The organism is Allobosea sp. P1_A7 (genome assembly GCF_056406775.1).
Genome location: NZ_JBFTZN010000029.1, coordinates 40034 through 53877 on the forward strand (window position 1 = coordinate 40034; position 13844 = coordinate 53877).

General features: G+C 66.1%; 13 protein-coding genes. 3 read left to right on the forward strand and 10 right to left on the reverse strand.

Going from position 1 to position 13844, the window contains the following annotated elements; translation table 11 throughout:
• The first annotated feature begins 2 nt into the window (after positions 1 to 2).
• The 3 genes from AC1D34_RS07495 to AC1D34_RS07505 are packed head-to-tail and all read left to right on the forward strand — an operon-like array spanning position 3 to position 1800.
• Entirely contained in the window at positions 3 to 722 is a 720-nt protein-coding gene (locus tag AC1D34_RS07495; protein WP_476823902.1) for a cytochrome c oxidase subunit 3, read from the forward strand.
• A gap of 12 nt (positions 723 to 734) precedes the next feature.
• Positions 735 to 1457, forward strand: a complete 723-nt coding sequence (locus AC1D34_RS07500) for a heme-copper oxidase subunit III family protein (protein ID WP_476823903.1) — start codon at positions 735 to 737, stop codon at positions 1455 to 1457.
• A gap of 7 nt (positions 1458 to 1464) precedes the next feature.
• On the forward strand, positions 1465 to 1800 hold the full coding sequence (locus AC1D34_RS07505) for a cytochrome C oxidase subunit IV family protein (RefSeq protein ID WP_476823904.1): 336 nt from the start codon (positions 1465 to 1467) through the stop codon (positions 1798 to 1800).
• A gap of 99 nt (positions 1801 to 1899) precedes the next feature.
• Here the strand turns inward: AC1D34_RS07505 and AC1D34_RS07510 are convergent, their stop codons facing one another.
• The 10 genes from AC1D34_RS07510 to AC1D34_RS07555 form a co-directional block, all read right to left on the reverse strand.
• Positions 1900 to 3291, reverse strand: coding sequence for an amidohydrolase family protein (locus AC1D34_RS07510; protein WP_476823905.1), 1392 nt, complete (start codon positions 3289 to 3291; stop codon positions 1900 to 1902).
• Between the two features lie 149 nt (positions 3292 to 3440).
• Entirely contained in the window at positions 3441 to 4298 is an 858-nt protein-coding gene (locus AC1D34_RS07515) for a LysR family transcriptional regulator (RefSeq protein ID WP_441491967.1), read from the reverse strand.
• A 236-nt stretch (positions 4299 to 4534) separates the two neighbouring features.
• The gene (locus tag AC1D34_RS07520) at positions 4535 to 5524 is read right to left on the reverse strand and encodes an ABC transporter substrate-binding protein (protein WP_441491968.1); all 990 of its coding nucleotides are present in this window, start codon (positions 5522 to 5524) and stop codon (positions 4535 to 4537) included.
• Positions 5521 to 7290, reverse strand: coding sequence for a thiamine pyrophosphate-binding protein (locus AC1D34_RS07525; RefSeq protein ID WP_441491969.1), 1770 nt, complete (start codon positions 7288 to 7290; stop codon positions 5521 to 5523). Before AC1D34_RS07525 ends, AC1D34_RS07520 begins: the two co-directional genes overlap by 4 nt.
• Before the next feature lie 19 nt (positions 7291 to 7309).
• The gene (locus tag AC1D34_RS07530; RefSeq protein ID WP_441491970.1) at positions 7310 to 8809 is read right to left on the reverse strand and encodes a tripartite tricarboxylate transporter permease; all 1500 of its coding nucleotides are present in this window, start codon (positions 8807 to 8809) and stop codon (positions 7310 to 7312) included.
• A 7-nt stretch (positions 8810 to 8816) separates the two neighbouring features.
• Positions 8817 to 9275, reverse strand: a complete 459-nt coding sequence (locus tag AC1D34_RS07535) for a tripartite tricarboxylate transporter TctB family protein (protein ID WP_441491971.1) — start codon at positions 9273 to 9275, stop codon at positions 8817 to 8819.
• Between the two features lie 88 nt (positions 9276 to 9363).
• Positions 9364 to 10335, reverse strand: a complete 972-nt coding sequence (locus AC1D34_RS07540; RefSeq protein ID WP_441505054.1) for a Bug family tripartite tricarboxylate transporter substrate binding protein — start codon at positions 10333 to 10335, stop codon at positions 9364 to 9366.
• Between the two features lie 67 nt (positions 10336 to 10402).
• Positions 10403 to 11917, reverse strand: coding sequence for an aldehyde dehydrogenase family protein (locus AC1D34_RS07545; protein ID WP_476823906.1), 1515 nt, complete (start codon positions 11915 to 11917; stop codon positions 10403 to 10405).
• A 135-nt stretch (positions 11918 to 12052) separates the two neighbouring features.
• Positions 12053 to 12958: an NAD(P)-dependent oxidoreductase gene (locus AC1D34_RS07550; protein WP_441491974.1), complete on the reverse strand. Its 906-nt coding sequence runs from the start codon at positions 12956 to 12958 to the stop codon at positions 12053 to 12055.
• Between the two features lie 14 nt (positions 12959 to 12972).
• Entirely contained in the window at positions 12973 to 13581 is a 609-nt protein-coding gene (locus AC1D34_RS07555) for a malonic semialdehyde reductase (RefSeq protein ID WP_441491975.1), read from the reverse strand.
• Between the last annotated feature and the right edge of the window lie 263 nt (positions 13582 to 13844).

Sequence of the window (13844 nt, forward strand, 5' to 3'; positions counted from 1 at the left end):
TCGTGGTCGTCATCCTCCTGTTCATGGTCCTGATGGCAACGCTCGCCGGCTGGTGGCTGTCGCATCAGCGGCTGACAGCCAAGCCCTGGCTCGAAGTCGGGATCATCGACGAGGCCGGAGATCCGGGGACGCGATCTCCCCGGATCGCGAAGCTCGGCCTCGGCGCCTTCCTCGCCGTTGCCGGCTCGCTCTTCGCGCTCCTGATCAGCGCTTATTCAATGCGCATGAGCATGACGGACTGGCGCTCTCTGCCGATGCCGATCGTGCTCTGGTTCAACACCGGGCTGCTCATGCTTGCGAGTGTCGCCCTGCATTCGGCGGTAATCGCTGCGCGCTGCGACGAACCGTCCAGCATTCGCTCTGGACTGCTGGCTGCAGGGGTCTGCTCGCTGGCCTTCCTCGCCGGACAGGTGCTGGCTTGGCGCGAACTCGCGGCTGCCGGCTATTTCAGCGCGGCGAACCCGGCGAGCGCCTTCTTCTATCTGGTCACCGCAATCCACGGCCTGCACATGCTTGGAGGTCTCGTGGCGCTGGGGCGGACGACGGCCCGGTCTTTCGCGCCGACCGAGGGTACCCCCCAGGCATCGGGCGCCTTGCGCCTCAGCGTCGAGCTCTGCGCGATCTACTGGCATTTCCTGCTGCTGGTCTGGCTCATTCTCTTCAGCCTGCTGATGCGCTGGACCGACGACCTGATCGAGATTTGTCGCGGATTGCTGAGCTAGGAGGCGCGACCGATGAACGAGCTATCGCCAACCGCCCTGAAGCCCGAAAGCATAGATCTCACCGGCTGGAGCAGTGTCGAGGCGGACTGGTCCGCGGATCAGCGGGCGTTCAGGACGGCCTCCTGGGGGAAGGCCATGATGTGGATCTTCCTGCTCAGCGATACATTCATCTTCGGCACCTTTCTGATCTCCTACATGACGGTCAGGATGTCGACGGTCGTGCCCTGGCCCAATCCGAGCGAGGTCTTCGCGCTTGAGATCGGCGGCCACCACCTGCCGCTGATCCTGATCGCCATCATGACCTTCGTGCTGATCAGCAGCAGCGGCACCATGGCGATGGCCGTCAATTTCGGCTACCGGCGCGACCGCCGGAAGACGGCGATCCTGATGCTGCTGACCGCACTGCTCGGCGCAACCTTCGTCGGCATGCAGGCCTTCGAATGGTCGAAGCTGATCGCGGAAGGGGTCCGTCCCTGGGGCAATCCCTGGGGCGCCGAGCAGTTCGGCTCGAGTTTCTTCATGATCACCGGCTTCCACGGCACCCATGTCACGATCGGCGTGATCTTCCTGCTGATCATCGCGCGCAAGGTCTGGCGCGGCGATTTCGACCAGGAGCGCCGCGGGTTCTTCACGAGCCGGAAGGGCCGCTACGAGATCGTCGAGATCACCGGCCTGTACTGGCACTTCGTCGATCTCGTCTGGGTCTTCATCTTCGCGCTGTTCTATCTCTGGTGAGGTCGCCATGGCTCAATCAAACACTCCGCACGGCGATACGCAGCAGCATCCCGTCCGGCTCTATCTCGTCGTCTGGGCCTGGCTCTTCATCCTCAGTGCCTGCTCCTACATGGTCGATTACTTCGGCCTCGTGGGCTATCTGCGCTGGTCGCTGATCCTGCTCTTCATGGCGCTGAAGGCAGGGTTGATCATCGCGGTCTTCATGCACATGGCCTGGGAGCGCCTTGCGCTCGCCTACGCGATCCTGCTGCCGCCTGCGGCGTTGATGGTCTTCGTCGCGATCATGGTCTTCGAAGCGCACTACACGCTCTTCAACCGGCTGACATTCTTCGCGACGGGATGACGTGCCCGGCCGCCCGGCGCGCTACGCCACGACCAAGCAAGCGGCCTCCCCTCCCGACGGCCCCGGGCAGGCGGTCAGGAGGGCGAGGACGCACCGCTATCAGGCGTTGCCGACGCTGCCATAGACCATGCGCCCGCGATGGAATGTGGCGCTGCGTGCGGGCAGGCGGGCGACCGCCTCGGCGGAACAACTGGCCCCGACCAGCGTGAAGGCTGCGTCATCGCCGGCCTTTGGCCAGACGCGATTGCCACCATTGTCCAAGGGCAGCACCCCGCCGGTGGCGATCGCCATGGCACGCGACAACCGGAACTCATCGCTGCCCCGGTAGAGCTGAGCATACAGGTTGGCTTTTTCCAGCATGTCGGCGCAACCGAACGGCGACCAGTGATCGATCACGCTGTCGGTCCCGGTCATCACGAAGACGCCTGCTTCGCTCAACCGAGGCAGCGGCATCATCAGGCCGCCGATCGGTACCGTCGAGGCGATGGTCATCTGCTGCGCCGCCAGACGGGAGGCGGTTTCGGCCAGAGCGTCCGGAGGGAGCGTGGTGAGCGCGAAGGCGTGGCTGATGGTCACCTTGCCGCGCAGTGCCGGATTCTTCTCCACCGTATCGATCATGTGGTTGATCGCGGCGACCCCGGCCGGACTGGTCTCATGCAGGTGGATATCGACGCCCTTGCCGGTATCGAGAGCGATCTGGAACATCGCATCGAGCGATTTCTGCATCGAACCGTCGACATTGGTCGGGTCCAGACCGCCGACATAGTGCACGCCCATCTGCATGGCTTCGCGCATCAGGCCGTCGACCTGGGAATGCAGCAGGCCGTGCTGCGGGAAGGCGACGATCTCGCAGCTGAAATCGCTGCGGTGATTCTCCAGCGCGCGCTGCAGGTGCTCCAGGCTCTTCAGGCCGCTGACCGGGTCGATGTTGCAATGGCTGCGCGCCACGGTCGTTCCCTTGGACTGCAGCAGGGCAATCAGCTGCTCGGCGCGCTGTTGCGAGGTCGGCAACAGCTTGGGGAGCAGATTCTGTTCGAGCGCGATCATGTCCAGGATGGTCTTGCCCTGGCGCGGTCGCGGCGCCTGCCATGGGCCACCGTAGAAGGTCTTGTCCAGGTGAATGTGCATGTCGCGCATTGCCGGGAGCATGAGCTGGCCATGCGCCTGATAGCGCGGCACGCCGGCGGGCGGAGCGGTGTTTGCCGGGTGCAGCGCAGCGATCTTGCCGTCCTTGATCTCAAGCGTGTGGAGCGCGGTGCGGGTGCCGATGACCGTGTCGCCATCATACTCGAAGCCTTCTTCGAGCCGCACGTCGCTCAGGTAGTAATGCCGATCGGTCAGCGTACTCGCGCCGGCCTCGGAGGGGCGGCCGGCGCTGGCCGGCGCGGCCTGTGCGCCGCCACCGGCCAGGCCGATGACTGCGCAGGCGGTGGTGAGTTTCCCGGTCTGGCAGAGAAAGCCCCTGCGGCTGTGTTGATGGACGCTTTCCACGTTTGTTTCCTTAACCTCGGGTCTGGGCGTTTCGGCTCCTAGATTACGAATGGGCTGCGCGGGTTGGCAGCGATATTTGCCAATGATGACTATTCGATTTGGCAATGATGTCCGTCGCGGACATAGCATCACCGTCAACTCGGGCCCGCTCACCGTTCCAGGTGGCAGAACTCGGCCAATCTTTCTGCCAGCATGACGGCCGCGGCGGGCGCGTTGTCGCGGTAGTACAGCGCCAGCTCGAAATCGTTCACCGGCGGCAGGCCTTCCGCCGTGCCCAGAATTCGGTGGTCGGGCAGCCGGCAGCCGGCCGGCAGCAGGGTTACGCCCAGCCCGGCGGCGGAGGCGGCAGCGAGCGCAGCCAGGCTGGCGCTGCTGTAGCTTACACGCCAGCGAATGCCGAGGCTGTCCAGCGCCTGGCAGAGCTCCTCGCGATAGAGACCGTTGAGCGGGAACACCGCCAGCGGCACCGGCGAGCGTTCGATGGCCGGGTGCGCCTGGCTGTCCAGCCATAGCAACGGTTCGAGCCTGGCCGCGCGCGGCGGCTGACGGCGGCGCTGCTTGACCAGGATCAGGTCCAGCTCTTCGCGCTCATAGGCGCTGCGCAAATCGGCGCTGAGGCCGCTGGTGACGTCCAGCCGCAGATGCGGCTGCTCACGGCTGAATGCCGCCAGCAGGTCGACGGTGGGGACCGTAAAATCCTCCGGCATGCCCAGCCGCAGCACGCCGTCGCGCCAGAAGCCGGTCAAGGCGTCATGCGCCTCCTCGTTCAGGGCGATGATGCGCCGTGCATAGCTCAGCAGCCGCCCACCCTCCTCGGTCAGCTCAACCTGATGCGAGGAGCGCTCGAAGAGCGGCTTGCCCAGCATCTCCTCCAGACGCCTGACCTGCTGGCTGACGGTGGACTGCGACAGGGACACGCGGTCGGCGGCGCGGGTGAAGCTCTGGCTCTCGCAGACCGCGACGAAGCTGAGCAGCAGCTGCGGGTTGAACATCGGATAGCGATTCATGGGCCCGCCGCCAGCATTTCATGAGCCGATTTGCCCGATACTAGGCGGTGCGGGTGGTCATGGCCAAGGCGAAGCAAGCCTTCGCGGGCGAATATCCGCGCGTTGGCGTCGGACTCAGCAGCCGCTGAATCCCGTCCTTGAGCTGCGCGCGGCAATCTGCCCGGCACTGGCCTTCGCTCACTGCGCCTGTCGGCCAGACGGAGCGGCGTTGGTGCTTGGCGCCACTGAGGGTCCCCTCAGCGGTGATTCGGAAAGATCTCCGGGATCGAGAGACATCTGTCGGTGAGCCCCTGTTCCCGGGAATAGCGGGCCATGGCCTCGATCGCCGTGCGGTTGGGCTCGATCCCATAGGGCCAGTAATCCTTGCCCATGACCTCTTCGGTCTGGCGCAGCGCCGCCTCCTGCCAGGGCAGCATCGCCGTGTCATAGGCAAACTGATGCAGCTCGTTGGCGGCGAAGGCCTTGGCCTGCTCGAAGGCCACGGTCAGCGACGCAGCCAGGTCGGGATGGCGATCGGCGATGTCGGAACGGATGCCGATCAGATGCATCGGCGGGAACAGGCCGGTCTTTCGGAAATAGGCCCTCTCAGCCGCCGGAACATCCGGAAACAACCGCCGGATCGCCGGATGCCCGTCGGCGAAGGCCTTCGGCGCGCGCGGCGCGATGATGGCATCGAGCTTGCCCTCGAGCAGCCACTGCCAGAGCGTCTCGCCGGCGGGCAGCCGCGTCGTCTCGAACCGGGCGGGCAGGGTGACCGGCACCTTCTCCTCGCGACCGGGCGCATCGATGCCGCCGATGATCCAATGGACTGCTTCCGGCCGCACGCCATATTCGTCGGCGAGGAGGCCGCGCACCCAGACATTGGCCGTGAGCTGATATTCCGGGACGCCGACGCGCCGGCCGGCGAAATCCTCCGGCCGCTCGATCCCGGAATCGCTGCGGACATAGAGCGCGCTGTGGCGAAATTTGCGCGAAACGAACAGCGGCAGGCCCAGATAGCGACAGGTGCCGCGCGAGCGCAGCAGGAGGTAGGTCGAGAGCGACATCTCGGTTATGTCGAACTCGCCTCCAAGCATGCCGCGCAGGAAGACCTCCTCCGGCGGGAGCACCGACCAATTGAGCGTATAGCCCTTCGGCCGGAACATGCCCGCGATCAGCGGCCAGGTCCGGTCATAGGCGCCGCAGCCGACGGTGAGCCGCGTGTCCTCTCCCAGGGGCCCGTTCATCGGTCGGAATAGCCGGGGATGATCAGCGCATCGATGATGTAGCGACCGCCGGCCGCGACAACGGCAGCGCCCCGCTCCAGCTCGGCGAGCAGCTCGTCGACGCTACGGACCGAAACAGCCCCTTCGAAACCCTGCGCGCGCGCCAGCCCGATGATGTCGGGCGCCGGATCATCCAGCCGCTGGCCGATCCACTTGTTCTCGACCGGCCGGCCGCGCTGGCGTGCCATGCGCTCCTGATGGACCTCGTCGTTGAAATAGGACCGGTTATTGGCGACGACGAGCAGCATCGGCACGCGCTGATGCGCGGCTGTCCAGAGTGCGTTCACTCCCATCAGGTAATCGCCGTCGCCGATGACTCCAATCGTCATCCGGCCGCTGCCCTTCAGCGCAATCGCGGCGCCGATCGTGTGGCCAGGCCCTGTGCCGACGGCGCCGCCGCCATCCTTGCCGAGAAAATCCAGTGGCGTGCGGAACCGGCAGGCGCTGCGCGGCCAGCCGAAGGAGAGACGGGCGAACGTCACCTCCCGATCGCGCGCGAAGGCAGAGATCGTGAAGGCCATCTGTTCGGCGTTGAAGGGCGCGGTACGGTCCGGGCCCTCCGAGGCTGTCTGCGTCCAGTGGCTGCCTTCGGACACCAGTGACGGCGCCGGTTGCCAATCCGTGCCGACAGCCTCCAGCAACTGGCTGACGAAGCGATCCGGATCGGCCGCGATCCTGACATCGCAGGCCGGCAATGCCTGATGGTCCATGCTCCAGCCATTGGCGACATGGCCGTCGAGCGAGCAGTGGACGATCGCGGTCGTCAGCGGCTCCTGCGTCTGCGAGGCACCGCAGCGGGCGCTGAGGAAGCCGGCCAGATCGTGCCAGTCGAGGCTGACGATGGCATCGGCCTCGCGCAGCAAGTGCTGCTCAGCGTCGTTCGGGCGCTCGCCGACCGGGGCCAGCGCATGAAGCCGGTGCTCGGTCGGAAAGCCTGACGCATTATGCGTGGTCGTCAAAACCGTCGCCCCCAGCCGCTCGGCCAATGCGATACGGCGTTGCCAATCGCCAGCATGGCGCGAGACCCGGCCGATCAGAAGCAAGGGCGCACGCGCATTGCGCAGGATGTCCAGGGTCCGAGCGATGTCCTCGGCGGGAGCCGCGGCCGGCCGCGGCGGCGCAAAGCGGCGGATATCGGGGACCCTTACCGCGCGGTCGAGCCGGCTTTCCTGCATCTCGGCGTCGAGGCAGACATAGACCGGGCCGGTCGGAGCGGTCCGCGCGATCTGGTCGGCGCGCAGCACGGATTCGACCGCGGCCTCGGCCGAGGCCGGCTGGTCGTCCCATTTGGTGTAATGCCGGACCAGCGCGCCCTGGTCGCGCGCAGTGTGGATCCAGTCGATCCAGGGCCGGCGGCGATGCGCGTCGACCGGGCCCGTCGCGCCGAGGATCAGCATCGGCCGGCGATCGCACCAGGCGTTGAAGATCGTCATCGTCGCATGCATCAGCCCGACATTGGAATGCAGGATGACGGCCATCGGCTCCTGCGCCACCCGCGAGAATCCGTCGGCGATCGCCACCGCGTGTTCCTCGTGCAGGCAGACGATCATCGCCGGGTCATGGTTGCCGAGGTGGTTCACCAGGCTGTCATGCAGGCCCCGGAAGCTCGCGCCTGGAACCAGTGCGACATATCTGTAGCCCAGCGCCCTGATCGTCTCGGCAACGACGTCGCTGCCCCATCTTTCGGTCGCCGGCGCCACGGCGCCCCCCTCGGTCTGCATGGTCATGTCCATCTGGCTGTCGCGCTTATTCGCTGAAGACCTCGTCGCGGCCCTTACGGATCGCCGGTAGGATGGCGACGGTGAGCATGGCGAACGCGATCAGGATGAGGATGGCGGCGATCGGCCGCTCGACGAAGGTCATGGGGTTGCCGCGCGAGATCATCAGTGCCTGACGGAGGTTTTCCTCCATCATGCGTCCGAGCACGAAGCCGAGGGTCAGCGGCGCCGGCTCGAAGCCGAACTTGGTGAGGCCGTAGCCGAACACGGCCAGCGCTCCCATGATCAGGATGTCGGCCGGCTCGTTGTTGATCGAGTAGACGCCGATGCAGCAGAAAATGACGATGCCGACGAACATCAGGCGATACGGCACTTTCAGCAGTTTCACCCAGAGCCCGACCGCCGGCAGATTGATGACCAGCAGCATCAGGTTGCCGACCCACATCGAGGCGATCAGCCCCCAGAACAGGTCGGGCATCTTGGTCATGATCTGCGGGCCAGGCACGATGCCGTGGATCGTCATTGCGCCGACCATCAGGGCCATCACCGCATTGGGCGGGATACCGAGCGTCAGCAGCGGAATGAAGGAGGTCTGAGCTCCGGCATTATTGGCCGATTCCGGCCCGGCGACGCCCTCGATCGCGCCGCGGCCGAACCGGCGCGGATCGCGGGCCAGCTTCTTCTCGAGCGTGTAGGAGGCGTAGGGCGCGAGCACGGCACCGTTGCCCGGCAGGATGCCGAGGATCGAGCCGAGCAGGGTTCCGCGCAGGATCGGCTTGGCCGAAGCGCGCAATTCCTCGGGGCCAGGCAGCAGCCGGCCGATATGGGTCTGGCGTACCTGCCGTGACTCGCCATGCTCGAGGCTGCGAAAAACCTCGGCGATGCCGAACAGCCCCATGCCGAGCAGGGCGATCTCGATACCGTCGGCGAGCCAGGTCGCTCCGAAGGTGAGGCGCAGCTGGCCGGTTGTCAGGTCTGGCCCGACAGTCGAGAGCAGCACGCCCACCAGGATCATCACCACGGCCTTGAGCACGGATCCGCGCGCCAGCAGGACTGCGAATGCGAGCCCCATCAGCATGAGCGCAAAATACTCCGCTGGCCCGAAGATCAGCGCGATGCTGGCCAACGGCGCGGCGAGGGCGGCAATCACCAGTGTCGCAATCGTGCCGGCGACGAAGGAGCCTATCGCCGAGATCCCAAGCGCAATGCCCGCTCGGCCTTGGCGCGCCATCTCATGGCCGTCGATTGCGGTGACGACAGCGCTCGACTCGCCGGGGATATTGAGCAGGATCGAGGCGGTGGAGCCGCCATACTGGGCGCCGTAATAGATGCCGGCCAGCATGATCAGCGCGGCGGTAGGATCGAGCCCGAAGGTCAGCGGGAGCAGGATCGCGATGGTCGCGATCGGCCCGATCCCAGGCAGGACGCCGATCAGCGTCCCCAGCATGCAGCCGGCAAAGCAGAGCAGGATATTGGTCGGCGACAGCGCGATGCCGAGGCCGTGGCCGAGATTCTGCAGGAGTTCCATGCGCGCCTCAGAAGTTGATCGAGAACGACGGGAGCACCAGCATCGGGATCGGCTGGTTAAGCGCGAAGCGGAACAGAAGGGCACAGGCGACCGTCATCGCCAGCGCAAAGACAACGAGCTCGCGCGGCCTGACCTCACGCGAGCCGAAGCCGGCGACGAGCATGGCAAGCGGCGCCGCGACGATGAAGCCGGGCTCACGGATCGTCGCGGCGAAGAGCACGATTCCGGCCAGTACGAAGGCCGGCCCGCGCAGATGCCAGCGTTCGAGCGCGTCGCCATCCTCGATGAAACTCAGCACGACGAGGACAGCACCGCCGATGCCGATCGCGATCGCCGTCCAGCGCGGCACCATGGCCGGGCCGATGACGCGCAGCGTGCCCTGCGCGAGATTGCCGAGCATCAACACGACGACGGTCGCCGCTGCGATGAGGATCAGGCCGGAGACCAGATTCTGCGGAGAACGCACGGCGCGTTTCCACCGGGGGAGAGGCTCGGACTGGCTCATGACATTTTCGCCCTGGCTTGGGAGGCGGCGCGTTGCGGCCGGCTCGGCGTCATTCGACGGTCACGCCGACGGTGCGCACCATCTCGCCCCATTTGGCGACCTCAGCCTTCAGATAGGTCGCGACCTGGGGAGCCGAGCGGACATGGAGTTGGTAGCCCATGCCCAGGAGCTTCTCCCGCGTCTGCGGCTCGCTGACGATCTCGTTGATCGCGGCGTTGAGCTGCTCGACAATGGCCGGCGGCGTCTTGGCCGGGGCGAGCACGGCGACCCAGGATTCGGCGACGAAGGGGAATCCGGACTCGGTGTAGGTCGGAACATCGGGCATCGCCGCGACACGCGTCTCGCTCGCAACGGCCAGTCCCTTGAGCTTACCCTCCGCGACCTGCGGGATGATGCCGAAGGACGATGCAACCATGTCGACCTGGTTGCCGAGTGCCGCCTGCACCGAGAGCGCGCCGCCGCGGAAGGGAATATGCGAGGCCGGCTGCATGGCGAGGCGTTTCAGGAAATACTCGGTCGCCAGATGCGAGCCCGAGCCGACACCGGCGCTGGCGAAGGTGATCTCCTCCTTCTTGGCCCAGGCGAGATAGTCCTTCAGATTGCCGGGCTTCGATGGATGCGTCGCGATCGTCTCCGGCGACGAAACCGCAATGGCAACCGGGATGAGCTGATCGAGCGCGTAGTCGCGCTTCTTGTAGAGCGTCTCGTTGATGGCGATCGCCGTCGAGGTGACGAGCAGCGTCAGCCCGTCGGGCTTTGCATGCGCGACGATTGCAGCGGCCGTATTGCCGCCGGCGCCGGCCTTGTTCTCGACGGTGACCGCCTTGCCCCATTTCTCGTTGAGCTTCTGGCCGACAATGCGTGCGAAGGTATCGACGAAGCCACCGGCGGCAAAGGCGACCGTCATGTTGATGCGGTCGGACGGGTAGGCCGGCGCCTGCGCCGAGGCGAGGCCGGCAGAAGCCGAGAGCGCGATGCCGGCTCCGACGAGACGGGCGGCAGCGCCAGTGAGACTACGCATGTTTCTCCCTCCGTTTATGTATTTTTATGACCCGCGAGCAGTCACGCGGTCTTTCCGATCGCTCCTGTCAGCTTCTTGCCGGCCGCTTCAGGTTGACGTGGATGTGCTTTTCTTGGGTGTAGCTGAGCAGTTCTTCGAGGCATTCCTCGCGACCCAGACCTGATTGCTTGTAGCCCCCGAAGGGTGTGCCGAGGAAATGCCGCGAGACCTCGTTGATCCAGACAAAGCCGGCCTCGACCTCGCCGGCGAGACGGTGCGCGTTGCGGACGTCATTGGTCCAGATCGAGCAGGTCAGCCCGTATTCGACGCTGTTGACGGTCTCGAGCATGCTTGCCTCGTCCGACCAGCGGAAGACCGCAAGAACCGGTCCGAAGACCTCCTCGCGCGCCAGCCGCATCGCAGGCGTCACCTCGGTAAACACGGTGGGCTCGACGAAATTGCCGTTGGCGAGCGCCGGATCGAGCGGGCGGCCGCCACCACAAAGCAGGCTCGCGCCCTCCGCCTTGGTGTCCGCGATGAAGCCCATCACCTTGTCCAGCTGGGCACGGCTGATGATGGCGCCCATCGTGGTCGCCGGATCGGTCGGATCGCCGGGGCGGAATTGCTTCACACGCTCGGCGATACGCGCCACGACCGCGTCGTGGATTGCCTCGTGGATGAAGGCCCGGCTGGTCGAGCCGCAGGACTGGCCGCACCAGATGAAGTTCATGCCGGCGACCACGGCGGCCGCGACCTCGTCGGGATCGGCATCGGCAAGCGCGATCAGCGCATTCTTGCCGCCGAGTTCGAGCAGGACCGGCTTGATGGTATCGGCACCGGCCTTCATGACGGCGCGCCCGGCCTGGACGCTGCCGATGAGCGAGATCATCGCGACGCCTGGATGGGCGGCAAGCGCCGCTCCGGCCTCGCGACCGCCTGGGAGTACGTTGAAGACGCCGGGAGGCAGCACCCCGTCGATCAGCTCGGCAAAGCGCAGCGCGCTCAGCGGCGCCTGGTCCGGCGGCTTGACGATGACGGTGTTGCCAGCCGCGAGCGGCGCAGCCGACTTGGCGGCGCAGAACATGAACGGGTGGTTGAACGGGATGATGCGGCCGATGACGCCGCGCGGCTCGCGCACCGAGAAATTGACCGAGTCGCGGCCGAGCGGCACCGATTGGCCCTTCATCTCGGTGACGAGGCCGGCGAAGAAATCAAGCTGAGAGGCGGCGTTGGCAACGTCCCCGAGCATCTCGTGGACCGGATTGCCGCCGTCGATTGCGTCGATGAGCGCGAGTTCCCGCGCGTTGTCGCGGACGATCTGGGCGATTCGCCTGAGGATCTTGGCGCGCTCGGCCGGGGCGACGTTCCGCCAGCCGCGATAGGCGGCGCCAGCGGCCCGGACCGCTGCATCGACATCACTGCTTCCGGCCTGCGCGACGAAGCCGAGCGACGCGCCCGTCGCCGGGCTGGTCAGTTCGAGACCGCCGGTCTCGGCCGCCTCGCGCCAGCTGCCGTTGATGTAGAGGTTCCGGTTCCGCGGCAAGACATCGGGCGATGCGCTTGCAGTTGCTGGCGCGATCGGGTCGCGCATGTCCTGGTCCATCGTCTGTCTCCCCTTCCGGCGAGGCCGGTCGCGCCGGCTTGCTGCGCCGGCGCATTTTCTTGCTTGCTTATTGGGTATCGGCTTCGCCCGGAGCGGTCTTCGCGGTGTTTCGGGCTTCAGCTATAACTTTCGCGACTATGAGGGCTCCGGCTTCTGCCCGGAGAGTGCGGCGCGTACGGCATCGAGCATCGCGAAACCGTCTTCGGGCTCGGCCTGCAACGGCAGGCGCCCGAGTCGTTCCTGCTGGAGGACGACGCCCTCTGTGACGGCCGGGTCGATGCCAAGCTCGCGAAGCGTCAGCGCGACCTCGCGCATTTCGGCGGCACGCCGGACGCCATGCTGCAGCATACGGCTGACATTGTAGGGAACGACTTTTGGCCAATCGAGGCCAGGATAGCTGCGCCCGAGGGAGTCGAGGATCACCGGGTCGATTCCGGCGACACGCGCCGCCATGAAACACTCATAGGTCAACGCCTCCAGCCCCTTGACCATGACGCTGCGGATCATCTTGATGATCGTTGCCGATCCGATCTGCGGACCCGCCGGCCCGAGTTCCATGCCGAAGCCACCGAAGATCGCGATGAAGCGCTCGGCCGCCTCGCCGGCGACCAGGCAAGGTGTGGCGTGGCGCTTGGGGTGAACCGGCGCCATGATCGCGAGATCGAGATAGGCACCAGGCGAAGCAAAGGCTGCGGCCGCCTCGCGCTTGCGGCCGGGCGAGACCGAATTGACGTCGACGAAGACCTGGCCGGATACAAGATGCGGCGCAACCTGGCGGGCGGCGTCGAGACTGTCGGCTGCGGTGACGGCCGAGAATACGAAATCGGCACCGGCCAGCGCGGCCTCGAGGCTGTCGGCGAGGCGGACGCCCAGGTGCTCTGCCGGCTTGCGGACGCGCTCCTGCGTACCCGCGGTGTCGAAGGCGGCGATCTCGACGATGCCGGCTTCGAGCAGGCCGCCGGCGAAGGCCTGTCCGGCCTCGCCGAAGCCGATGAAGCAGAGTCGCGGCGGGTTGGTGCGCGGAGAAACGGTTTGCAGCATGATGCCCTCCGCGATCAGAGAATCTGGCAGATATCGTCGAAGTCGAACCGCGCGGCGCGCGGCCTGACGCTCGCCGGGTCGCCATGACCGATATTGATCAGGAAATTGGACCTGACCTCACCGCCTGGGAAGAATTCGGCGTCCACGACATCATGCAGGACCCCGGACATCGGGCCGCAATCGAGCCCCAGCGCACGCGCCGCCATCAGCAGGTAGGCGCCCTGCAGGGTCGCGTTGCGAAAGGCCGCCCGGGCAGCAAGGTCGGGATCCGCGAGATAGCCCGCGCGCTTGTCGACCGCATGCGGCGCCAGGCGCTCCAGATGATCGAAGAAGCGGCTGTCGATGCCGAGGATCGCAGTCACCGGCGCCGCCATGGTCTTGTCTACATTGCCGGGTTTCAGCCCGGGCCGCAGCCGCTCCTTGGCCTCTTGCGAGACGACGAAGACGATGCGCTGGGGGCTGATATTGCTGCTCGTCGGCGGCATCCGCGCGAGTTCGTAGAGCTCGCGCAGCTGCGCGTCGCTCACCGCCTTCGGCAGCCAACCGTAATAGGTTCGCGCCTCGCGGAAGAGAATGTCCAGGCAATGCTCGGATACGCATTGTCTTGTCGTCTGTTGAAGCATGAGCTGCGAACCTGCGGATGAGACGCCGGAACGCTATCCGCAGGATGCCCGTCGCGTCTTCATGTGCTGGTTCACAAGAGCTATAAGTGCCGGGAATATCAGATGCCGGTGAGCGTATCCGGCGAGGCGCCGTCCTCGTCGAGGAGGCCGGTCGCCCGCAATTCGCGCAGATGGTCTCGCAGCGCCGCCAGCAGGGCCCCGACGCTCGGCGACCGTCGACGATGGCGCAATGTGATGATTCCGGCCGGCCGGCTGCCTGAGAC